This window comes from Rheinheimera aquimaris (genome assembly GCF_020531985.1).
Lineage (GTDB): Bacteria > Pseudomonadota > Gammaproteobacteria > Enterobacterales > Alteromonadaceae > Alishewanella > Alishewanella aquimaris.
Genome location: NZ_JAJAVQ010000004.1, coordinates 152,224 through 174,417, shown reverse-complemented (window position 1 = coordinate 174,417; position 22,194 = coordinate 152,224). Strand labels below are relative to the sequence as shown.

Here is a 22,194-nt window from a genome sequence, read left to right as displayed (position 1 = left end):
GTTAAATGAAAGTACTGGTAATTGGCGGCGGTGGCCGCGAACATGCTCTGGCCTGGAAAGCAGCGCAGTCACCACTGGCTAGCAAAGTGTTTGTTGCACCGGGGAATGCCGGCACAGCACGCGAAAGCAACCTGACCAATGTTGCGATAGCAGCTGATGATGTTAATGCGCTGCTGGCGTTTGCCAAAGCAGAAGACATCGGCCTGACTATCGTCGGCCCCGAAGCGCCACTGGCAAAAGGCGTGGTAGATGCATTTCGGGCAGAAGGACTGGCTATTTTTGGCCCAACCAAAGCAGCCGCTCAGCTGGAAAGCTCTAAAGCTTTTGCCAAAGACTTTTTAGCGCGCCACAAGATCCCAACCGCCGCTTACCAGAACTTTACTGACACCGCACCGGCAAAAGCCTTCGCGCAAACACTTGGCCTGCCTGTTGTTATCAAGGCTGATGGCTTAGCAGCAGGTAAAGGTGTGATCATCGCACAAACGCAGGCAGAAGCCGCTGCGGCCATTGACGATATGCTATCTGGCAATAAGTTTGGCGATGCGGGCAGCCGCGTTGTGGTTGAAGAGTTCTTAACCGGCGAAGAAGCCTCATTTATCGTTATGGTTGATGGCAAAACTGCGCTGCCGTTTGCCTCATCACAGGATCACAAAGCACGTGATAACGGCGATAAAGGCCCGAATACCGGCGGTATGGGTGCTTACTCACCAGCACCGGTGGTAACGCCTGCGGTACATGACTGGGTGATGCAAAACGTGATTTACCCAACGGTAAATGGCATGGCAAGCGAAGGCACTTTATTTACCGGCTTTTTATACGCCGGCCTGATGATTGCTGAAGATGGCAGCGCCAAAGTACTGGAATTTAACTGCCGTTTTGGCGACCCGGAAACCCAGCCCATTATGATGCGGCTTCAATCCGACTTGGTTGAGCTGTGCTTAGCGGCAACGCAAGCGCAGCTGGCTGGTAAAGCCATAGATTTCACCTCTGATGCGGCTGTCGGCGTGGTGCTGGCTGCAGGTGGCTACCCGGACAGCTACGCCAAAGGCAAAGTAATATCTGGCCTGGATGGTGCAGATAGCGCCTCTGCCAAAGTGTTTCACGCCGGTACCGAGTTTAACGGTAATGACGTAGTAACTAACGGTGGCCGGGTGCTGTGTGCTACGGCTTTGGGCAACAATGTTACTGTTGCACAAAAAGCGGCTTATCAGTTGGCGGATAAAATCAGTTGGGATGGTATGTTCTGCCGCACCGACATTGGCTATCGCGCCATCGCCCGCGAGAAAAACTAAAACCGCAGGCCGGTTTGCTGCCGGCCTGAAGGCTAGTTTGTCGCAACCCAGACTATGACCGGCGCAAGGCTGTTGTCATAGTCTGTTAATCCTTTCAGCCTACACTGCTTTTTTAATTCGGAATTACGGCTTTATGGTTAATCTACTACGTCTTTCTGTGCCGCTGACGCTACTCAGTGCCGCATTCAGCGTTCAGTTTGCTTATGCACTGCCATGCAATGATAACTTTACCGCTATCGATACTATACAGGGCACAACAGATGCCAGCCCGTTGGCCGGACAACAGGTCAGTACCCGCGGCGTCGTCACGGCGCAGCTTTATCCGGGTACGAAAATGGCCGGTGTTATGCTGCGGGCAACTAACCGGGCAGTTAGTGGTGCGTCTTCCAGCCTGTTTATTGCCGATGCGAAAGCGGCAGAGCAATATCAACCCGGCCAGCAACTGCAGATAAGCGGTACCGTCACCGAGCTAAAACACTTTACCAGCTTAACCGATATCAGCAGCATAACCCTGTGTGAGACGACAGTTGATGTCATCCCTCTGGCTGTAAAACTGCCGCTGGCACAGCTAAGCGACTGGGAAAAATTTGAAGGCGAGCTGGTTCGGTTTGAGCAAACGTTAACCGTAAACGATACCTATGACCTAGGCCGCTACGGCGAAATAACGCTGGCAGACGCCCGGCTAATGGTGGCAACAGAAATTATGCGCCCCGGCGCAGAAGCTGCGGCCCTGACTGCACAACAACAGTTACATATGCTGGTGTTGGATGACGGTCTGCTAAAACAAAACCCAGACCCGGTGATGTTTGCCGGTAATACACTCAGTGCAGCCAACACCCTGCGGGTTGGTGATACGTTAAGCCAGGTTGAAGGCATAGTACTGCAGGATGACCGCGGCTACCGGATAGTGCCAAGCCGTCAACCGGTATATCAGGCGCAAAACCCAAGACCGGACAAGCCAGCTGCCAAGCCAGCGCATGCGCTGCGTATTGCCAGCTTTAACGTGCTGAACTTCTTTAATGGTGCAGGCCAAAACCCGGCGTTTCCAACTAAACGTGGCGCCAGCACTGCAGCCGAGTTTGAACGCCAGCGGGCGAAAACCATTACCGCTCTTGCTGCACTGGACGCTGATGTCATCGGTTTGCTGGAAGTAGAAAACAACGGTTATGGCCAGCACAGCGCTTTAGCCAGCCTGACCGGTGCACTGAATAAAGTCAGCGCTAAACCATACCGCTTTATTATTACCAGTGAACAACCGGGTGATGATGCAATAAAAGTCGCCTTACTGTACCGCCCCGCCACTGTCAGTGTTGAAGGCAAAGCGGCCATGCTAAAAGCGAAGCCATTCGACTGGGGCAGCCGGCCGCCACTGGCCCAGAGCTTCCGCCATCTGGCCAGCGATGAAATGGTGACGGTTAGCATTAACCACTTTAAATCCAAAGGCAGCTGCCCGAAAGACGCCGCCGCTGTTGATGCCGATCAGCACGATGGTCAGGGTTGCTGGAATGCGCTACGTACTGCTTCAGCCAAAGCGCTGAGCGACTGGCTTCGCAGCCAGCCTACCGGCGTTAAAACAGATAAACAGATTATCCTCGGTGATTTGAACGCTTACCGGATGGAAGATCCATTACAGATGCTGACCAGCAATAGCTGGCAATATCTGACGGCAGCTGAAGGTAACAGTTACTCTTATGTGTACCGTGGGCGCACCGGCTCGCTTGATCATGCGCTGGCTAGCAAGGCGCTGGCAAAGCAGCTGCAGAGCATGCAACACTGGGCGATAAACGCCGATGAGCCAACACTGCTGGACTATAACACTGAGTATAAAAGTGAACAGCAACAGAAGTCGTTGTATGCGCCGACACCGTACCGCTCATCTGATCACGACCCATTGGTCGCCACCTTTCAGTTCTGATTTTACGTTAGCCGGCATATAGTTAGCGCTAAATGCCGGCATTACCGCGCCCCGCCTACCAATAAACAGTTGCACCCGCTTTGCCTGTTGCTTTAAGGTTAGGTTCAGTTAAAGCAGCGGATGGCAGCTATGTCACATAAAAACCCAATTATTGCCATTACCGGTTCTTCCGGTGCAGGCACGACGACGACAACGACCGCGTTTCAGCATATATTCCGTACTCTGGATATTGATGCCGCCTTTGTCGAAGGCGACTGTTTTCACCGTTTCAGCCGCCCTGAAATGGAAGTCGCCATCCGTAAAGCGAAAGAGCAAGGCCGTCATATCAGCTACTTTGGCGCCGAAGCCAACGACTTTGGTGCACTAGAAAACTTCTTTGCCAGCTATGGTGAAACCGGCAGCGGCAAAATCCGTCACTATTTGCATACGTTCGACGAAGCTGTGCCTTATAACCAACTGCCAGGTACCTTTACCCCCTGGCAAGACCTGCGCGCCAATACCGACTTACTGTTTTACGAAGGCCTGCACGGCGGTGCGGTAACCGATGAGCACGATGTGGCCAAACATGTCGATCTACTTATTGGCATGGTACCAATCGTCAACTTAGAGTGGATCCAGAAGATTATCCGCGACACCTCCGAGCGCGGCCACTCGCGTGAAGCGGTGCAAGCCAGCATAGTACGCAGTATGGACGATTACATTAACCATATTACGCCGCAGTTCTCGCGCACTCATATTAACTTTCAGCGCGTACCAACCGTTGATACGTCAAACCCATTCAGTGCCAAAGACATCCCGTCGCTGGATGAAAGCTTTGTCGTGATCCGCTTTCGCGGCATTAAGCATGTCGATTTCCCTTACTATCTGCAAATGATTAACGGCTCTTTTATGTCGCGCGTTAATACGCTGGTGGTGCCAGGCGGCAAAATGGGCCTGGCAATGGAGCTGATTTTAACGCCGCTGGTAGAAGAGCTGATGATTAAGCGGCGCCAGGCGCGCGGCCAGGTAGATTGGTTGGGAACATAAGCTACTGAAACGTCGCAAACCGGTATACCCACACCAACCCGCCGTAAATACGTCCCTGTAGGCTCGTTTACGCCCGTCCGGGGCTCCAACGGTTGGTTTAGGGTACACCGGTTTGCTCCTTATCCGAGACCGAAGTCACTGGTGACAAATTAAACAACCCTACAATTTTCATTTCCGCCACACCGCATTACACCGTTGCGCTTGCTTTACAAAACACCAATTTTCAGCCGTTTAGCGAATGTCAAGACTGCAAACCCCAGTAAATTTACACTTTTGTTTAAATATTAGCCTTTGCTTTGTCGGCAAAAATCCGTAAACTTAGCGCCCCTTACGGGTAGAGCCTTGGATTCAGTGGTGCGCATAGGTCCATATCAGTTAGCGAACAAGGTAATTTGTGCTCCGATGGCCGGAGTAACCGATCACACTTTTCGTGAGCTTTGCCGGCGCTTTGGTGCTGCTTTAGCTGTATCTGAAATGCTGTCGAGCAATCCGCTGGTGTGGCAGAGCGAAAAGTCACAGAATCGTATGGGCCACCGGCAGGAATCCGGTATTCGCTCGGTGCAAATTGCGGGCTCAGATCCGCAGCAAATGGCTGACGCCGCCCAGTACAATGTTGATATCGGCGCCGACATTATCGATATCAATATGGGTTGCCCGGCGAAGAAGGTAAACAAGAAGCTGGCAGGTTCTGCATTACTGCAGTATCCCGAGCTGGTGGAACAAATTGTCCGCGCCGTAGTCGATGCAGTGCAAGTACCGGTTACGTTGAAAATACGTACCGGCTGGGATACTGACAACCGAAACGGCGTCCAGATTGCACGTATAGCCGAAGATAACGGCATACAGGCACTGGCTGTACATGGCAGAACCAAAGCCTGCATGTACAAAGGTGAAGCGGAATATGACACCATCCGCGCGATAAAGCAAAGTGTGTCGATCCCGGTGATTGCCAATGGCGATATTACCGGGCCGGAAAAAGCCCGTTATGTGCTGGATTACACCGGTGCTGATGCCATTATGATTGGCCGTGCAGCGCAGGGCAGACCATGGATTTTCCGCGAAGTGGTGCATTATCTGGCCACTGGCGACAAACTGGCGCCACCTGCAGTAGCAGAGGTGCGCCAGATCATGCTGGAACATGTGCAGGGCTTACACCAGCTTTATGGTGAGCAGGCCGGTTACCGCATTGCCCGCAAACATGTGGGCTGGTATTTAGCCGAGCACGATGCGCTCGGTGTGTTTCGTAGTGAATTCAATGGCATTGAGTGCGCTAAACAGCAGCTTGACGCCTTAAATGACTATTTTCATCAACTAGCAGCAACCTAACGTAAAAGAGAAAAGCAATGTTTAATTCGAACGTTACTTCGCCATTTATTACTAACGCCCACGTACAAACGCAGGAAAAGCCACAAGCTTTAAGCACTGCAGCTCAGAAAGCTGTTGCTAACTACCTGCAGCAATTAAACGGTCAGGACGTTAACGATTTATACGAACTGGTATTATCTGAATTAGAGCGTCCGTTACTGGAAGAAGTGATGAAATACACCCGCGGTAACCAAACCCGCGCGGCTAACCTGATGGGCATCAACCGCGGTACGCTGCGCAAGAAGCTGAAACAGTACGGCATGAGCTAATGCCAACGCGGGGTTCGCCCCGCTACTAAGCACCTTCGGGTGCTTTTTTATTTACTGCACCTGAGGAATTTTACGCATTAAGCCCGCATTTACACCGGCACTCAGGTAACCAGCGAAAATGGAACTATAACTGAATTTTGGCAGAGGCTAGCTTACTCTAAGCGAACCGTTGAAGCCCCGGACGGGCGGAAACGAGCCCCCATGGATGGGTTCACGGCGTGTGAGCGTGAGTAAACTAGCCTCTGTAAACTATGCTGAAAGTGCAAACCGATTTCTGCAAGCTAAATGAGAGTCTACCATGACGACACTAAGACCCATCCGCCGCGCACTGCTAAGTGTGTCAGACAAAACCGGTATCGTAGAATTTGCCCGCGCCTTAGCTGCGCAGCAAGTGGATATTCTATCAACCGGCGGCACAGCCAAATTACTGGCCGAGCAAGGCATTAAGGTAACTGAAGTCTCTGACTATACCGGCCACCCGGAAATTATGGACGGCCGGGTTAAAACCCTGCATCCAAAAATTCACGGTGGTATTTTAGCCCGCCGTGGCGTTGATGAAGGCGTAATGGCAGATAACAATATCGGCCCTATCGATTTAGTGGTAGTAAACCTGTACCCGTTTGCCAGCACCGTTGCCAAACCAGGCTGTACGCTGGAAGATGCGGTAGAAAACATCGATATCGGCGGCCCGACCATGGTGCGCGCTGCAGCGAAAAACCACAAAGACGTGACCATTATCGTTAACGCTAAAGACTACGATATGGTGTTGGCTGAAATGCAGGCCAACGGCGGCGCTACCACTCATGCCACCCGTTTTAGCCTGGCGATCAGTGCTTTTGAACATACTGCTCAGTACGATGGCATGATTGCCAACTACTTTGGCGCTATGCTGCCAGCGTACGACACCCCAACCGAGCCAGCGACTAAGTTTCCACGCACTTTCAACGCGCAGTTTGTGAAAAAACAAGACTTACGCTATGGCGAAAACAGCCATCAGAGCGCTGCGTTTTATGTGCAGGACGGCGTGACTGAAGCGTCAGTGTCTACCGCTAAACAGCTGCAAGGTAAGGCGCTGTCTTACAACAATATCGCCGATACTGACGCCGCCCTTGAGTGCGTAAAAGAGTTTGCCGAGCCAGCCTGTGTTATCGTTAAACACGCAAACCCGTGTGGCGTGGCGATTGGCGACAGCATTTTAGACGCTTACAACCGCGCTTATAAAACCGACCCAACCTCAGCTTTTGGCGGCATTATTGCTTTTAACCGCGAGCTGGACGAAACCACGGCCAAAGAAATTGTCAGCCGTCAGTTTGTCGAGGTGATTATTGCCCCGTCAGCTACCGACGCGGCTGTTGCTGTGGTTGGCACCAAGCCAAACGTACGCTTACTGGTATGTGGTGAGTTCAGCGCTGCAACTACCGCACTGGATATCAAACAGGTTAACGGCGGTATGTTACTGCAGGACCGTGATCAGGCCAAAGTTGCCGCCAGCGACCTTAAAGTTGTTACCAAGCGCCAGCCCACCGAGCAGGAGTTAAAAGACTTATTGTTCTGCTGGAAAGTCGCGAAGTTTGTTAAATCAAACGCCATCGTGTACGTAAAAGACAGTATGACCATCGGTGTTGGCGCCGGCCAGATGAGCCGCGTGTATAGCGCGAAAATTGCTGGCATTAAAGCCGCTGATGAAAACCTGGAAGTAAAAGGCTCAGTAATGGCATCTGATGCGTTCTTCCCGTTCCGCGACGGTATCGACGCTGCAGCTGCTGCAGGTATCACAGCGGTAATTCAGCCCGGTGGTTCAATGCGCGATGTGGAAGTTATTGCTGCCGCCGACGAGCACGGTATGGCCATGGTATTTACCGGCGTGCGTCATTTCCGCCATTAATACCCGTTGCACTGTTCATTTTAAAAGGCCGCTATGCGGCCTTTTATGCATTCCAAAGTAGCATTCTAATTCGCAAAAAATTTTTCTTGGATAATATCAGGCCATTTAGAACGGTCAGAGCCAAATAAATCAATCGCCTGCTTGTATTCCTCTAGCAGTTGCAGTTTTTCTCCAATAATTAACAGCCTTTGATATTCATTTAAAAACTTATTTCGCAGCGTATCGAAAAGTGACATATCTGCTTTACACTTTTCCCTAGTTGCCGCTAACTGAAGCTTTTCATATATTTTTGAAGTGTAAAGAGAGGAAAATGCATCAATTATTGCTTGATTTGTATGTGAAAACGATAGTTTAGCTGCATTTCTCACTGCGGGAATTAACGAATCAGTACAATACTCTTGAAGCTCTGAATATCTTCCTGCCTTTTGGAAATAGGGAACGACTTTGACAAAATGTTGAATAGAGCTACCGGACGTTTTCGACAACTCTTTAACTACACCTTGCATCACTAATATTGCTGCATTAAAGTCATTTAGCCTAGCTAATCCAGAAGCATGCTTTATTGATTGTTGAACATCCATAAATAACTCCAACGCCTTGAAGTCTTGATTAACTAAGCTTATTTCACCCATCCAATGCTCAGTAAATACCGGCTACCCTGTTCTACTTTAGTCACCGCATGCTCGCATAAATCTGGCCGAAAAAACTTAATACGCGAGCTCTGATAAATTGGCGTAGCACAAACAAACTCACCGCCCTTACGTGCTTGTTTAAGCACAATATTCAGCCGGTAATGCTTACCACTAGATACCGCATCCTTATGCGGTGGCACTTCGCAGCCTTGCGGAAAACGCAGCAAGTAACAATCGAACTTAATCGGCCAATATGCCCCTGCCAGCAGCATTTTGTCATAACCAGATAACTGACGACCTTTCTGCCAACGAAACAGCTGTTTAAAAATACTCATTCAATGCCCTGATTCAGAAAATCACCCGACAATATCGCTGTAAGTTTATCGGTACTGTGGTTATACAGATACACCCAAGCATTGACACTGTCGCCATTTTCCAGTGTAACCAGCTGCAATACACGACGGTACTCCTGCGGTGGCGGAAAATCTGCACTGCACTCTTCGTAGCGATCCAGCTCCGCCAGTGTTTGCGCTGGTTTAAGCAGCTGATATACCTCGCCCACTACCTGCTGCGCCGGGTTATCTGAGGGCACTACGCCAGGGTAATGGCTTACACGGTAAAGTTTGCCCTGATAATGCGCGATCCCCACATACCGGCTGTCAGCAGCCAGCACGGCATGCATAGGATGAGCACAGGCACGGCGTAGCGTGCCATAAACAAACAGAAAATCGGCCATTTAATAAGTCCCGGCGTTAACCTTAGCCTGCACTATAACGGTTAACGCTGCAGGTAGAAAACTACATAAATTTGGCCGGTATTGACCATTCCAGCTGAAAGCTCTGGCTATCGTGCTGATAACACAGGCAGGTTAGTGAGGCTTTTTTAATTTTAAAGGCACTGCCACCGCTATCCAGCAAGCGGCTGATCAGCGCCGATAAATCCGGCTCGTGGCCCACCAGCAGCGTATGCGCTGGCAAGTTAGGCAGCAATTGCCGAAGCAGCGTTGATGACGTCACAGCGCCCGTCTCCAGCGCCAGCCACGGCAGTTCCTGTACCGGTGCTAAACCGGCTTCTTTGCGCACTATCGCAGCCGTTTGCACCGCTCTTGGGTAAGGGCTGCTGAACACAGCTTCAGGCGTAATCGCATAGCGCTGCATAAAAGCCGCGACCCTTCGTGCCTGCAGGCGGCCTTTCTCAATCAGGCAACGGTCTATATCCAGCTGATTGGGCCGGATCACTTCTGCTGTTGCATGACGTAAAAAATATAAGTATTTATCCATAGCGGGCGCAGTTATAGCATGGCATTAAGGCAGAATTATGACTGCCAGCAGCGTAACAACCAAACTTCTGCGGTTGCGGTTTTCCTACCGCAATTTTTTGCCAGTTTTGTTAAATCAGGGTATGTTGCCTGCCAGTTTTTACAAGGAGGCCAAAGATGGCAATTGAGTGGATATTGGCCTTTCTGGCGCTGGGGTGTTTTGCCGGTGTAATGGCAGGTTTATTGGGTATTGGCGGCGGCGGCATCATGGTGCCACTGCTAACCAGTATTTTTCTGGCCCAGGGTATAGCACCCGAGGCAGTGGTGCATCTGGCACTGGGTACATCTATGGCCACCATTGTGATGACATCACTGTCGAGCATGCGGGCGCACCATGCCCGCGGTGGTGTGATTTGGCCCGTGGTTAAAGCCATGACACCGGGCGTTATCGTCGGCACTTTTGCCGCAACCTTTGTTGCCGCCCGTATCAGCTCGCTGTATCTGGCTGGCTTTTTCGCGCTGTTTATGGGCTATGTCGCCTTTACTATGTTGCGGGCGAAAACGCCTACGGCTGGCGGTAAAACAGCTGGCAATGCTGAACTGGCAGCAGCCGGCGCCGGTATCGGTGCGGTATCGGCTCTGGTGTCTATCGGCGGCGGCTCGCTTACTGTGCCCTACCTTAGCTGGCGCAGTATTGAAATAAAAAAAGCCATCGGCACCTCTGCCGCAGTAGGCTTACCGATTTCTATCGCCGGTACCGCCGGTTATCTGCTTAACAGCCAAAGCGGTGCTGAATTGCCATTTACCGTGGGTCTGGTATATGTGCCGGCAGTGCTGCTGATGTCGGCGGCCAGTTTTATCTGCGCCCCGCTTGGTGCCAAACTGGCGCACAAACTGCCGGTGGCAACGCTCAAGCGGTTGTTTGGTATCTTATTGTTATTACTCAGCCTTAAAATGCTGGCGTCGTTGCTGGCACATTAGTATTACGTTTTTCAGGAGCCCCGCTATGCAGTTTGATCAGGTAATGCAGCAGTTTGCTGCCGGTAAACCAGACACTTTAGATATTACAGTACCCGGGCAGTGGGGCCAGGGCCGCGCGGTGTTTGGTGGTTTGGCCGCTGCGCTGGCAATGGCGCATCTGTTGCCCGTGATTCCACAGGGTATGCCACTGCGTTCAGTATCCGTGTCTTTTGTTGCGCCATTAAATGCCGGCGCAGCCGTGGTAAAGCGGCGTATATTACGTCAGGGCAAGTCAGTCATACAGGCAACAGCAGAAATTGAGCAGGATGGTCAGGTGGCACTGGTGCTGCTGGCCAGTTTTGGCGCTGCCCGTGACTCGGCCTTTCGCCTGACAGCCGATGTTGCGCCACAATGGCCACAACAGCAGGTACTGAGTTTACCTAAACATGGCCCGGCGCCGGAGTTTACCCGCCATTTTGATTACCGCATAGCGCAAGGCACCTTGCCCTTTGCCGGCAGTTCACAGCGCGTACTTGGCGGTGATATCCGCATGGCGGGCTATGAAAGCCAGCAAGCTGGTATTCCGGAGTTACTGGCACTGGTCGACGCCTGGCCACCGGTTAGCCTGACGTTACTGAACCAGCCAGCCCCTGCCAGCTCGCTAACCTGGACCATTGAATTTATCGCCCACGATTTGCCGTTTACCAATACTGACTGGTGGCGTTATCTGGCCGAAATTGAATACGGCAGCGACGGTTATCATCATATTGCCGCTAAGCTTTGGCAGCCCGATGGCAAACTGGCAGCGATAAGCCGCCAGACCGTTACCGTATTTGCCTGACAGCAGGCTTATTTAGCAACTGGCGTTAATACAGTCACGGCCATCTGATTTTGCCCGGTATAACGCGGTATCAGCCGCACACAACAGCGCCATGCTGGTGCGGTACTGGCCGTTAATCTCAGTGGCAATACCCTGGCTTACCGACACACTCAGTGTGGTGGGTAAGCCAGCATCGGTAAACTGTAACTGGCGCACTGCATGCTGCACTTCTCGTGCTACCTGTAACGCCCTAATTTCATTATGGTTAGGCAGAATAAGCGCAAACTCTTCACCACCATAGCGTGCCGCCAGCTTGGCATCTACCGGCATGGCCTGCAAAATAGCCCCAGCCACTTTACGCAGGCAGGCATCGCCCTGAATATGGCCATAGCGGTCGTTAAACTGTTTAAAAAAGTCGATATCAATAATGACGACACTCAGCGGCCGCTTTGCCTCGGTGCATTGCTGCCAATGGCGCTGCAACTGATCATCAAAAGCCCGCCGGTTTGCCAGCCCGGTCAGCGCATCGGTCGCCGCCAGTTCACGCAGTTGGTTACATTCGGCTTTGTAATGCGTCAAATCACGCATCACCAGCACCAGACGCGGCTCTGGCTCAGGTAAAAACGATACCGACAGCTCAATATCTTTTATTTCACCATCAGCACAGCGCAGCGCCATTTCAGTTGGCCCGGCCTGCAACGATAAAATGCGTTTTGAAACCAGTTTTACCAAACCATCGTATTGCTGTTGGCAGCGGCTGACTAAAAAATCGGTCCACTGACGGCCAATCACCGGTTTGGCAACGCAGTTTAACAGCAGCGCAGCCTTGGCATTGGCGCACTCAATCACGCCATCGGTACTTACCACCAGTACGGCTTCAGCCAGGTACTGAATAAAGCCACCGACATCCAAATCTGCCGACATTGCAGTGTCGGTGTTATCGGGCCATGCACTGTCATCATTTAGCGCAGTGGGTAAAAGTTGGCGTTGGCTAAGCGGCTTATTCATCGTTGTATCTCGCTTTTCATTGGCTTCACTGCTGCCAACTTTAGCGACTTATATACGCGCAAACCTTCCGACAACCTTCTGATTTATCTTATTGAATTTAAAAGACTAAAAAGCCCCTTTCGGGGCTTGTAAAAATATCAAACCATGATAATTACTGGTTTAGTTAGGATCGTTTTTTACTTCTGGATCAGGACTCAGCACCATCAGAGTATTTGTCGTGTTTGTTAAAACAAACTGAAATTTGGTTTGGCCCGGTGTACGATCCAGATCAAGCATTTGCACATACTGACCATCGGCGCTAACAGTGATCGCATCAATAATATCGTCAAAAGGTGTGGTAAAACCGACACCTGCAAACTTTAAACCTTTACCGGTATTATCGACCAGCTGATAAGTGATAGTGCCGGCTTCAGTAACGGTCACATCACCTTCACATGGCTGGCCAGCGCTATTCTTGTAACTAAATACCGGCTCGCCATTTTCCAAATTAACAATAACCTGCATTAGCGCAGATGCTTGAGTGTTAGGCATAACATATTTCCTTATGGTTGGGATAAGAAGTGATAATTTACTAAGCCATTCTGCTGTAACGTAGCAATAATCTCTGGAGAGTTATTTAACTCGTCAAGACAGTCCAGCGATTTTGCATATGCAATAACGTACCGAGGCTCTTTATTTTGCTTAACGATTATTGCTAAACGTTCTTTCACCTGGCGACACAAATCTGTCGCAACTTCAGGTTTGTCAGCAGCCTTAGCAGCTCTGGCTTTTAATATTTGGCTATCTGATAACGCCGCCATAAAATTACGGTTTAACTTAAATTCCTCTGCCAGCTCAGCAAAACTGACATGTGCCAAATCAGCATATTTTTCGCTCAGCGAAAACTGACCAATCTCCTGTAGCTGAGCTGCGGCAGAGAGCCAAAGCCTAGCCGAAATGTCTTTACGATTGGTATTTGACAGTACATTTTTCTGTGCGTCCAACGCATCAGTTAATAAATTAAGCTCATGTTCTATCTCTGGCGCATTCGAGCTTGGGTTTACATTAAATTTTTGGAAATACAGAAAATATCTATTCCTTTGCCAACGGCTATTTTCAGGATCTTGTTCTATCGCTTGTGATAGAGCCTGTTCACCTTGTGATGATGCTGTTTGCGCTTCCGTTATTTTACCCTGATAAATCAGCAGCTCTGCTAGCTTTTGGTAACTGCTCGATAGAATATCAAGTAGGTAAGGTTCTTGTTTAGTTCTGCTACTGATTAGCTCAGCCTGCAATTTCCGATGAATTTCAACAGCTAAATGCACATTCCCTTCTGCCAAAGTCGCACTTGCTAACCAGGAGCGAGCATTAGCAATATCAGCGAGTAGTTGCTCATCGTCGACCTGATGCTGTTGTAACAGTAATCTTAAGCGCAGAGACTCTTCGAAATTTTCCCTAGCTATATCAAATTGTTGGCGCTGCATCGCCAGTGAGCCCAGTGAATTGGTAGCGTATGATAGTTCCATAATGGCGTCGACATTATCCGGAGCCAGCTCAAACATGCGCTCACTATACTGATAATACCGTTCAAACTCTGGCTGGGTCGCCTGCCAGTTGCTGGCGTCGTATTGTATCTGCCCCAGCCAAAAAGCATTCGCGCCCAGTGTTTTTAACAGCTCTAAATTATCCGGCTGCTCTGCCAATACCGCCTCTAACTGCACCCGGGCTGCCTGCAGCGCAGCGGTGGCTTCATCGGTTTTACCACGCGAGTAGGCCACTTCGCCCATGGCCTCTAACGTTTGGCCGTGTTGCAGCCGAGCTTCTGTGGTTAAGCTGCCATCACTGGGTGTAAAGTCGGTAAAGTATTCCAATGCCTTGTTGCTGATACCATCGAGTAAATCCATCCGGCCTATGCTGCGCAGCTTGTCGGCGAATTCGCCTACCATAAAGCCGAGCAGGTTTTCTGCTGCCAGCCGCTTTTGCTGCGCTAACAGCTCGGCTTTATAGCTTTTTACGCTCATGGTTATTGCAGTAAAGGTCAGCACGCACAGCAATGCCACTGTGCCGCGCCTTATCCAGCGTTTAAGCCGCACTTTATGCGCAGATGCCTGTAAAAATTCGCTTTCTTCGGCATCAAGCTGGAACAAACGGTTTTGTTTTAACTGCAAGGCTTCTTGCAGCGGTTTACCTTCAGCCAGCAGGTAAGCACTGTTGTAGTGCTCGGTATGCCAGCGCCGGGTTAAATGCTGCAAGCGGCTTTTTACGCTTAAGCTATCAAAATGCTCTGCTATCCAGGCGGTTGCCCGCGGCCAGCGCCGAAGCAGTGCCTCATGCGCTATGCTAAAACACGGCTCGCCGTTTTGCAGGTGCGACACAAATAAGCGCTGCTCTACCATGGTTTGCACCAGCGCCCGCTCGGCATCGGTTTGCAGTTGCGCCACCCGGCCACTGCGGCTGGTGATGCTTTTTTCATCTTCTCGCAGGGTTACCAGCATCGACAGCACGCGCGGCAGGCTGGCTTTTTCGTCTGCTGATAGCTTTGCTATCGCCTGCTCGGCATTTTTGCCAATGGCGCCTTCAATGCCGCCGAGAGTTTTATAGACTGATACCAGCAGTTTATTGTCTTTACTGCGGCGCAAATATAATTCCTGCAGCGTATATTGCAGCATGGGTAAGGCATCAGGGTTACTGGCTGCTTCGCTGCATAGCAGTTCATCAAGCGGGGTGGCGCTGTCCGGGTCGGTGTCAAAACTCAAACCTGCCGCCAGTGCGGGTAAACGGATCATCTGCAGCAAATCGGCGCGGCCCGGGGCCGCCAGGTCAAAATGCGCGCCTTTGGCTTTACCGGCAATTAAGCTTGGGTAATCAACCAGCAATGGATAAAACTCATTGCGGCAGGCACTTAACACCAGTACCGCACCACTGGTAGCCAGTTGTTCCAGCAGTTGGGTAAATTGTTCGCGCTCAGCGCTGCTAAACAGCGGCGATGACAGCAGCACCTCTAACCGATCGACAAAGAGTGCAAAACGGCTTTTTGCCTGTGCAGCTTTCGGTAAGTTTGCCACGGCACGCGCAATTATCTGATCTGGCTGCAGCCGCAGTGCTTCAGCCAGGCTTTGCGCACTGTCGCCGGCAAACACCGGCTTATCGTTAAGCTCCCAATCAAGCAAGGCGCTGGCTAAATCGGTCAGTAACTGACCGGGGGCAACATCGGCCAAATCCAGACTTGAAAACGATAACACCTGCACGCCATTGTAGCCGCCTGGCTGCATAAGGTTTGGCATAACGCCGGCGTTAATCAGCGACGATTTACCACTGCCGCTTGGCCCGAGCAGTAAACAAAAAGCACGGCCAAACTGAATTTGCTGTGCGATACGGCTAAGTAAAGTATCTATTTGCGAGCCGCGGCCAAAAAACACTCTGGCATAGCGGGCATCGTAGGCCTGCAGCCCGGGGAAAGGCGAACCCTGCTGCCAGCTATGTTGTTGTACGCTTTGCTCCTGCCCCAGCGGAAAGCGCACCTCAGCTAAGGTACGGTAGCCGCGCTTACGGATGGTTTCTATGTATTTAGGTGCAGTAGCACTATCCCCCAGCGCCTTACGCAGCTGGGTAATTATCTTATGCAAAGGGTTGTCGCCGGTGTCAGTTCCGGGCCAGCACTTACTGGCGATATCATCACTGCTTAATACTTCACCGGCATGGCGACACAACAGCAGCAGCACATCCATGGCTTTGGGCTCAAGCTGATACACCTGTTTACCGCAGCGCACTGTGTTAGCTGCAGGCTCAACCTGCCAGTCGCCGAAAAAAAACGCGTTACTCATATTCAACTGACTAAATGACTTTGCTAACCAACATAACATGCGTAGCCGCTTTAGTTTAGTGCTGTTTTAGTGTTTCTTAATGCGGGAAAATAGTTTTAACAGGGACAATATACAATATTGCTTAAGACAATGACTTAAAACACATTTTTTTCTGCCATCATTTGTCAGAAAATTTTACATCGCTACAAATAAAACAATATAACAACTTTAAATTCAACAATTTAACTTATGGCATGTTTTTCGCTTTGCTGCGCCGCTGAAACAATTCAGCCAAGAATAACAAGAGCAAGGAAAACGCATGTTAAGTTATAAAAACACAGTATCTGCTTTATTAAAATATACCGTTTTACCCGCGGCCCTGGTGTTAAGCACCACAGCAAATGCCGCTTTGATTCATTTCACTGGCGAACTGGCCAACCCTAACTCTGTGGTTATTACCGAGTTTGTTGTTGAAACCGACAGCAATATCAGAGGCTGGACCGACTCTTTCGGTGACTATGCTAATTTCGACCCTATTACCAGCTTATGGGACAGCGCAGGTAATCTGTTACTGGATAATGATGATAACCCAAATATCAACCCGGCCACCCAGACCCGTTATGATTCAGGTTTTCAAACAGTGTTAAGTGCTGGCACTTACTATTTTACGATGAGCGTATTTAGTAATTTTCCAATCGCTGGCCAAAACCTGTTCTCTGGCAACCCATTTGCAGGTTTAGCCAGCAATGCCAGTTGTGCCGATACCAGCAGCTGCAGCATTGGTGACTGGTATTTTGGCAACAACAGAACCGCGCCAAATGGCGACCCGGTTGGCAGCATGTACAGCCTATGGCTGGACGGCGTGGCCTCAGCCGAAGTGGTTAACCCGCCAAATCCGGTACCGGCGCCAGCCAGCCTGCTACTATTGGCTGCCGGCTTATTCGGTTTACTGCGCAAAAAAAGCTAAGCTGTAACGCAGATAAACAGCTGTCGCTGTTTATCTGCCTTTGCTACCCGCCGCTGCATGTGTTACCGATTAAGGCTTAGCTTGAGTATCCGCTCAGCTTTGCTAGGCTAGAGCCAAAGCAAGCTTGAGGACACAGACTATGGCGCAATGGCTTAGCGGCACCGTAACCGACAACCATCACTGGCATGCCAATTTATTCAGCGTAAAAATACAGACCAGTGCCTTTGACTTCACCGCCGGCCAGTTTGTGCGCTTGGGTATCGATACCCACGACGGGCGCGTGCAGCGTGCTTATTCACTGGTTAACAGCCCCGGCAATACTGAGCTGGAATTTTTAGTCAGCACAGTTGCCGATGGCAAGTTGTCGCCACTGCTGCAACAGCTGAAAATGGGCGACACACTGGACGTTAGCCAGCCGGCATCGGGCTTTTTTGTGCTGGATGAAGTGCCCGCTGGTGATAACCTGTGGCTGATGGCAAGCGGCACCGGTATCGGCCCTTACTTGTCGATGCTTGGCACAACGCAGCTTTGGCAGCGCTTTAACCATGTCATACTGGTGCACAGCGTGCGCACCATTGCCGATCTGGTCTATCGCGAGCTGATAACACAATGCCAGCACCAATATCCCGGCCAGCTGCACTATCAGCCAATTGTTACCCGCGAAGCGCACAGCGGCGCCCTGAGTAAACGTTTGCCTGAGCTGATACAAAGCGGGGAACTGCAAAGCGCGTGTCAGCAAAGTTTGACTAACCGCTCGCAGGTGATGTTATGCGGCAATCCGCAAATGATTACCGATACCAAAGCGGTACTGGAAGGCCTGGGACTGACCAAAAACCTGCGCCGCAGCCCCGGCAATATTACAGTGGAACAATACTGGTAGAATATCAGAAGATACCGGCTAACGAGCGCAGTAAGCCCTGATGTAGCGGCTGTTCAGCGTCCTGCCAGTCCAGATTGGCTTTGTTGGCAAAACTCACCACTTTAAGCTGGTATTTACGCATATCAGTGTCACGTTGCCATAACTGCTCAAAAGCACCACTGTCGCCCTGTAGTAACTGATGCTCGCTGTATTCCTGTACTTTTTGCTCGCTGTCCGGCGCGATGCGCTCGGCAATCTGAATATCGGTCAGCATGGTGTAATACTTATCCTGTACCAGCTGGTTACCGATATACTCAGCACCGGCAAAAGCAGCCAGTACCACCAGCGCACGGGCAACATCTTTGCCATCAATATTGGTGCCGACTGAGGTATCAACAAACACGGCGGCATTGCGGCTGTAGCGCTCGCTGCGCTGCTCGGGTGTTTCCGGGGCTGGTGGCGGTGCCATGCCAGGGTTGAGCATCGCATGAATCTCTTCGTCACTCATACCGTATTCAGATGCTAATACCTTGTCAGGGCGCTCTTTTAGCACGGTACGCACATTTACCTGCAGCCAGTACTGGGCATTGATTGGCGAGTTCACCAGATGATAACCACGCTGCAGCATAAACTGGCGCACATCGTCATTCAGCGGTAACTGGTATTCGGCGGTGGTATTGCGGATATCAACAAAAATCGTGCGCTGCTCCGGTTCTACCGGGTCTAAATACACCGTCTGACTCATGCGGGTTTGCACATCCAGCTCGCGCTTAGCGACTGACGTATGCAACGCCGTACAGGCAGTTAATGCCCATACGGCAAGCAGCAGTGCAGCTATACGCATTTAGAATAAACCCGCCAGTGAGCGCACCAGGCCCTGGGTTAGTTGTGGCTCTGCCTCTGGCCACTTCAGATTAGCCTGATTGGCAAAGCTGGCGACGCGGGTCTGATATTTACGCATGTCGCTCTGACGTTGATAGCTGGATGTCGTGCTGCCACTATCGCCCTGGATTAACTGATGCTGCGAGCTTTCACTGACAGTGCCATCAAAGCGCTCCATGATCTGAATATCAGTGATCACGCTGTAATACACATCTTCTACCATCGCATCGACCACGGTACCGACTATAGCGCCGCCAACAAGGGCTCCGGCTGTCGCACCGCCTGAGCTACCACCGGTTGCACGGTGAATGGCATAACCTGTTACAGCACCGGCGGCAATACCCGGCCCGGCAGCAAGCGCGCTGTTGGTATCGCGGGCGTTACTGCGGCCAACCTGTAATACATTGGCTTGTAACCAGTAATGCGCGCGTTTAGGGCTATCAATAACCTGATACCCACGCGCCTGCAGGCTTTGTACTACTTGTGGTTTCAGATCGAATTCAGGTTTATCAGAGGTATTGCGGATATCGACAAAAATAGTGCGCTGCTCTGGCTCTACCGGGTCGAGAAAAATCGAGCTGCTCATTTTGGTCTGCACATCTAAATTACGTTTGGCGACAGCAGTATGCAAAGCACCACAGCCCGACAGACTTAGCGTGCTGATAAGTAACGCCGACATTAATACAGTTTTCATTTTTGCTCCTTTACCGTTGTGTTCCATCATTAACGGACAACGGTTAAATTCTGACCGGTTTAGCTGAATTTTATCTGAACGACTACCTAGAGTTTACCCGAAAATGTCTGTTTCCAGCGTGACGTTTTGTAAGCAAAGATAAACAGTCAGCAAAATGCTTAACGAAGCAGGTTTTGCCTTTACTTTTGCCGCGCAGCCGTTACAATGTGCGCCGCTCTTTTGACCGAAATTTACACAGCTCTTTTCAAAATAAGGTAATTGCTATGCATCCGATGTTAAACATCGCGGTTCGCGCTGCCCGTAGCGCGGGTAACGTGATCGCCCGTGCCTGTGGCCAGCTTGATATGGTTCAGAAACAACAAAAAGGCACTAACGACTTTGTCACCAATGTAGACAAAGAAGCTGAACAGGCGATTGTTCAGGTACTGAAAAAATCGTTCCCGACTCACGGTATTGTCGGCGAAGAGCATGGCAATTACGGCAACAACGACAGCGAGTTTCAATGGATTATTGATCCGCTGGACGGCACCACCAACTTTATTAAAGGCATTCCGCATTTCGCGGTGTCTATCGCTTTAAAACATCAGGGTAAACTTGATCAGGCAGTGGTTTTTGACCCGCTGCGTGGTGAGCTATTCACTGCTTCACGTGGTCGCGGCGCGCAGTTAAATGGCACCCGTATCCGCGTAAACAACCTGCCTGATATGGGCGGCACTATACTGGCAACCGGTTTTCCGTTTAAAAACAAAACCCATATCCCGGCGCACAGCGCTATGCTGACAGGCTTACTGGCTGAAGCGGCTGATATTCGCCGTACCGGTTCAGCTGCGTTAGATTTGGCCTATGTTGCTGCAGGACGTTTTGACGGTTTCTTCGAAATTGGCTTAAAGCCGTGGGATATCGCTGCCGGTGAGCTGATTGTGCGTGAAGCTGGCGGCCTGGTATGCGACTTTGTTGGCGGCAACAACCACCTGCGCAGTGGTAACGTCGTGGCAGCGGCACCAAAAGTATTAGCCGGTATGTTAAAAGGCATTCGCCCACACCTGACAGAATCACTGTCTCGTTAAGTGGCGCAGTGAAACAGCATAGTCTGCAACGCCCGCTGTGCTCGCCACAGCAACTCGGATTTGCGCTGCAAATCCTCAGACACTCTGTGGCTGTGCATCGGGGTTCCAGACTACTTCACAGAACCTGTTTATTCTAAGCTAACCGTTGGAGCCCTGGATGGGCGTAAACGAGCCCCCAGGGATGGGTTCACGGCGTGTTAGCGTGAGTAAACAGGTTCTAGCCACCGAACTACAGCTATAACTTTGTCACCTGATAGCCCTGCTGTTGCAGTAATTCAAGCACATTGCTGTCGCCGGCCAGATGCAACGCCCCTACCAGTACCAGCTCCACCTCTTTCGTTGCCAGCATCTGCTTAAGCTGCGGTATCCAGTTCTGATTACGTTGCACCAACAGCGCCTGATAAAACTGTTTGCCCTCTGCAGTGTCTGTAAAAGCCATTGCCAGTTCAGACAGTTCTTCAGTATTACCGCTACGCCAGGCACTGATGATCTGTGTCAATTGCTGTTCCAACCCAGATAACTGCGCCAGGTTCTGCTGCACAAACACATCTTCATTCGCCGCCGACACATTCAGTAAAATACTTAACTGCTGGTCAACGGTTTCCAGAAAATGCAGAGGCTTGCTCTCGGCTACGGCCTTGTTCAGGAAGTACATATCTACCCCCTCGCCTGCCATACCAGCTTTTTGCAAAGCAACCTGCATCAGCGTTAACAACACAAAGTCGGGCTTAAAGCCGTTAAGTGCTTTAAGATCGACGCCCTGCGCCGTGGCAAACTGCTGTAACTGTTTAAACGTTGTAGCCGACAATACCTGGTTCAGTTTTCTGCCATCGTTGTACATTGCATGCTGCATCAGCAACTGCATCCCCTGCGGCGTTTCCAGTTGTCTGACATCTGTCTCAAACACCAGCACGTCGGCCTGCTGGTAGGCTTTGGTAAACTCGTCCGGTAGCGGAAACTGCTCCGGTGGTAGCAAATGCACGGTACCGGCAATGTATAATTGCTGCGCGCCTTTACTGATGCGCCAGACTGAACTGTCAGCCGCCGCCGAAGCAGACAAAAATACAGCCAGTGCACAGCCCAGTTGTAGCAAAATTCGCATAAGATACTCCGTTATTTTACCGCCGGCACTTCCAGTGGCAGGTTGCGCTCACACCACTCCCGGTAACCACCAGCCAGGCTGTAGACATTCTGGTAGCCCATTTGCTGCAGCGTTTGCGCTGACAGCGCCGAACGATATCCACCGCCGCAGTACAGTACAATTTTTTGCTTTTTGTCGGCTACCGTCTGCTCAATATCGCGCTCAATAATACCTTTGCCTAAGTGCATCGCCTCGGGCAGATGGCCTTTATCCCATTCGTGATCTTCGCGGATATCCAGCAGTACATAAGGTTGGTTATGCTCAAGCAGCTCGTCAATGCTGATTTCATTAATCTCGCTTTTGGCCTGTTCTACCAGGGCCACGAAGCCGGGCGCATGTTGTTTGCTCATCTGTCACCACCTGTTGTTAATT

Annotated in this window: 22 protein-coding genes; 11 read left to right on the top strand and 11 right to left on the bottom strand. The window is 50.8% G+C overall.

Annotated elements, in window-relative coordinates:
* The first annotated feature begins 5 nt into the window (after nucleotides 1-5).
* From purD to purH, 6 genes are all read left to right on the top strand, one after another.
* Nucleotides 6-1,292: a phosphoribosylamine--glycine ligase gene (gene purD / locus LHL18_RS13295; protein WP_134057696.1), complete on the top strand. Its 1,287-nt coding sequence runs from the start codon at nucleotides 6-8 to the stop codon at nucleotides 1,290-1,292.
* 133 nt (nucleotides 1,293-1,425) lie between these two features.
* Complete coding sequence (locus LHL18_RS13290) at nucleotides 1,426-3,207, top strand: ExeM/NucH family extracellular endonuclease (protein ID WP_226767429.1); 1,782 nt, start codon at nucleotides 1,426-1,428, stop codon at nucleotides 3,205-3,207.
* 129 nt (nucleotides 3,208-3,336) lie between these two features.
* A complete protein-coding gene (locus tag LHL18_RS13285) occupies nucleotides 3,337-4,233 on the top strand; it encodes a phosphoribulokinase (protein ID WP_134057700.1) in 897 nt (298 codons plus the stop codon).
* Nucleotides 4,234-4,584: 351 nt separating this feature from the next.
* Nucleotides 4,585-5,559, top strand: coding sequence for a tRNA dihydrouridine synthase DusB (gene dusB, locus LHL18_RS13280; RefSeq protein WP_455566976.1), 975 nt, complete (start codon nucleotides 4,585-4,587; stop codon nucleotides 5,557-5,559).
* Between the two features lie 17 nt (nucleotides 5,560-5,576).
* Nucleotides 5,577-5,867 carry a DNA-binding transcriptional regulator Fis gene (fis, locus tag LHL18_RS13275; RefSeq protein WP_092789540.1) on the top strand — a complete coding sequence of 97 codons (291 nt, stop codon included), beginning with the start codon at nucleotides 5,577-5,579 and terminating at the stop codon, nucleotides 5,865-5,867.
* A gap of 298 nt (nucleotides 5,868-6,165) precedes the next feature.
* Entirely contained in the window at nucleotides 6,166-7,752 is a 1,587-nt protein-coding gene (purH, locus tag LHL18_RS13270; protein ID WP_226767428.1) for a bifunctional phosphoribosylaminoimidazolecarboxamide formyltransferase/IMP cyclohydrolase, read from the top strand.
* A gap of 65 nt (nucleotides 7,753-7,817) precedes the next feature.
* On the opposite strand, the gene LHL18_RS13265 is transcribed toward purH, so the two are convergent.
* The 4 genes from LHL18_RS13265 to LHL18_RS13250 all read right to left on the bottom strand — a co-directional run bounded on the left by LHL18_RS13265 (nucleotide 7,818) and on the right by LHL18_RS13250 (nucleotide 9,664).
* Nucleotides 7,818-8,384: a hypothetical protein gene (locus tag LHL18_RS13265; protein WP_226767427.1), complete on the bottom strand. Its 567-nt coding sequence runs from the start codon at nucleotides 8,382-8,384 to the stop codon at nucleotides 7,818-7,820.
* Nucleotides 8,372-8,719, bottom strand: a complete 348-nt coding sequence (locus LHL18_RS13260) for a 2OG-Fe(II) oxygenase family protein (RefSeq protein ID WP_226767426.1) — start codon at nucleotides 8,717-8,719, stop codon at nucleotides 8,372-8,374. The genes LHL18_RS13265 and LHL18_RS13260 overlap by 13 nt, the downstream gene beginning before the upstream one ends.
* Nucleotides 8,716-9,120 (bottom strand): gamma-glutamylcyclotransferase family protein, encoded by a 405-nt coding sequence (locus tag LHL18_RS13255; RefSeq protein WP_226767425.1) that lies wholly within the window; start codon nucleotides 9,118-9,120, stop codon nucleotides 8,716-8,718. Before LHL18_RS13255 ends, LHL18_RS13260 begins: the two co-directional genes overlap by 4 nt.
* Nucleotides 9,121-9,181: 61 nt before the next feature.
* Nucleotides 9,182-9,664 (bottom strand): SixA phosphatase family protein, encoded by a 483-nt coding sequence (locus tag LHL18_RS13250; RefSeq protein WP_226767424.1) that lies wholly within the window; start codon nucleotides 9,662-9,664, stop codon nucleotides 9,182-9,184.
* Between the two features lie 155 nt (nucleotides 9,665-9,819).
* Here LHL18_RS13250 and LHL18_RS13245 point away from each other — a divergent pair, with 155 nt between their 5' ends.
* Entirely contained in the window at nucleotides 9,820-10,623 is an 804-nt protein-coding gene (locus tag LHL18_RS13245; RefSeq protein ID WP_226767423.1) for a sulfite exporter TauE/SafE family protein, read from the top strand.
* Between the two features lie 25 nt (nucleotides 10,624-10,648).
* Complete coding sequence (locus tag LHL18_RS13240; RefSeq protein ID WP_226767422.1) at nucleotides 10,649-11,443, top strand: acyl-CoA thioesterase; 795 nt, start codon at nucleotides 10,649-10,651, stop codon at nucleotides 11,441-11,443.
* Between the two features lie 12 nt (nucleotides 11,444-11,455).
* Here the strand turns inward: LHL18_RS13240 and LHL18_RS13235 are convergent, their stop codons facing one another.
* The 3 genes from LHL18_RS13235 to LHL18_RS13225 all read right to left on the bottom strand — a co-directional run bounded on the left by LHL18_RS13235 (nucleotide 11,456) and on the right by LHL18_RS13225 (nucleotide 16,233).
* Complete coding sequence (locus LHL18_RS13235; protein WP_226767421.1) at nucleotides 11,456-12,430, bottom strand: sensor domain-containing diguanylate cyclase; 975 nt, start codon at nucleotides 12,428-12,430, stop codon at nucleotides 11,456-11,458.
* A 159-nt stretch (nucleotides 12,431-12,589) separates the two neighbouring features.
* Nucleotides 12,590-12,961: a DP-EP family protein gene (locus LHL18_RS13230; protein WP_226767420.1), complete on the bottom strand. Its 372-nt coding sequence runs from the start codon at nucleotides 12,959-12,961 to the stop codon at nucleotides 12,590-12,592.
* An 11-nt stretch (nucleotides 12,962-12,972) separates the two neighbouring features.
* Nucleotides 12,973-16,233, bottom strand: a complete 3,261-nt coding sequence (locus LHL18_RS13225) for an nSTAND1 domain-containing NTPase (RefSeq protein WP_226767419.1) — start codon at nucleotides 16,231-16,233, stop codon at nucleotides 12,973-12,975.
* 298 nt (nucleotides 16,234-16,531) lie between these two features.
* Here LHL18_RS13225 and LHL18_RS13220 point away from each other — a divergent pair, with 298 nt between their 5' ends.
* Together LHL18_RS13220 and LHL18_RS13215 are read left to right on the top strand one after the other, a co-directional pair.
* Complete coding sequence (locus tag LHL18_RS13220; RefSeq protein ID WP_226767418.1) at nucleotides 16,532-17,179, top strand: DVUA0089 family protein; 648 nt, start codon at nucleotides 16,532-16,534, stop codon at nucleotides 17,177-17,179.
* A 139-nt stretch (nucleotides 17,180-17,318) separates the two neighbouring features.
* Complete coding sequence (locus LHL18_RS13215) at nucleotides 17,319-18,059, top strand: ferredoxin--NADP reductase (protein WP_226767417.1); 741 nt, start codon at nucleotides 17,319-17,321, stop codon at nucleotides 18,057-18,059.
* 4 nt (nucleotides 18,060-18,063) lie between these two features.
* Here the strand turns inward: LHL18_RS13215 and traT are convergent, their stop codons facing one another.
* Nucleotides 18,064-18,882, bottom strand: coding sequence for a complement resistance protein TraT (gene traT, locus LHL18_RS13210; RefSeq protein WP_134057724.1), 819 nt, complete (start codon nucleotides 18,880-18,882; stop codon nucleotides 18,064-18,066).
* On the bottom strand, nucleotides 18,883-19,614 hold the full coding sequence (locus tag LHL18_RS13205; protein ID WP_134057726.1) for a complement resistance protein TraT: 732 nt from the start codon (nucleotides 19,612-19,614) through the stop codon (nucleotides 18,883-18,885).
* Between the two features lie 263 nt (nucleotides 19,615-19,877).
* On the opposite strand from LHL18_RS13205, the gene suhB reads away from it, so the two are divergent.
* A complete protein-coding gene (gene suhB, locus LHL18_RS13200) occupies nucleotides 19,878-20,681 on the top strand; it encodes an inositol-1-monophosphatase (protein WP_226767416.1) in 804 nt (267 codons plus the stop codon).
* A gap of 235 nt (nucleotides 20,682-20,916) precedes the next feature.
* Here the strand turns inward: suhB and LHL18_RS13195 are convergent, their stop codons facing one another.
* Together LHL18_RS13195 and LHL18_RS13190 are read right to left on the bottom strand one after the other, a co-directional pair.
* Nucleotides 20,917-21,783, bottom strand: a complete 867-nt coding sequence (locus tag LHL18_RS13195) for a TraB/GumN family protein (RefSeq protein ID WP_226767415.1) — start codon at nucleotides 21,781-21,783, stop codon at nucleotides 20,917-20,919.
* 11 nt (nucleotides 21,784-21,794) lie between these two features.
* Nucleotides 21,795-22,172: a rhodanese-like domain-containing protein gene (locus tag LHL18_RS13190; RefSeq protein WP_134057733.1), complete on the bottom strand. Its 378-nt coding sequence runs from the start codon at nucleotides 22,170-22,172 to the stop codon at nucleotides 21,795-21,797.
* Nucleotides 22,173-22,194 lie beyond the last annotated feature (22 nt).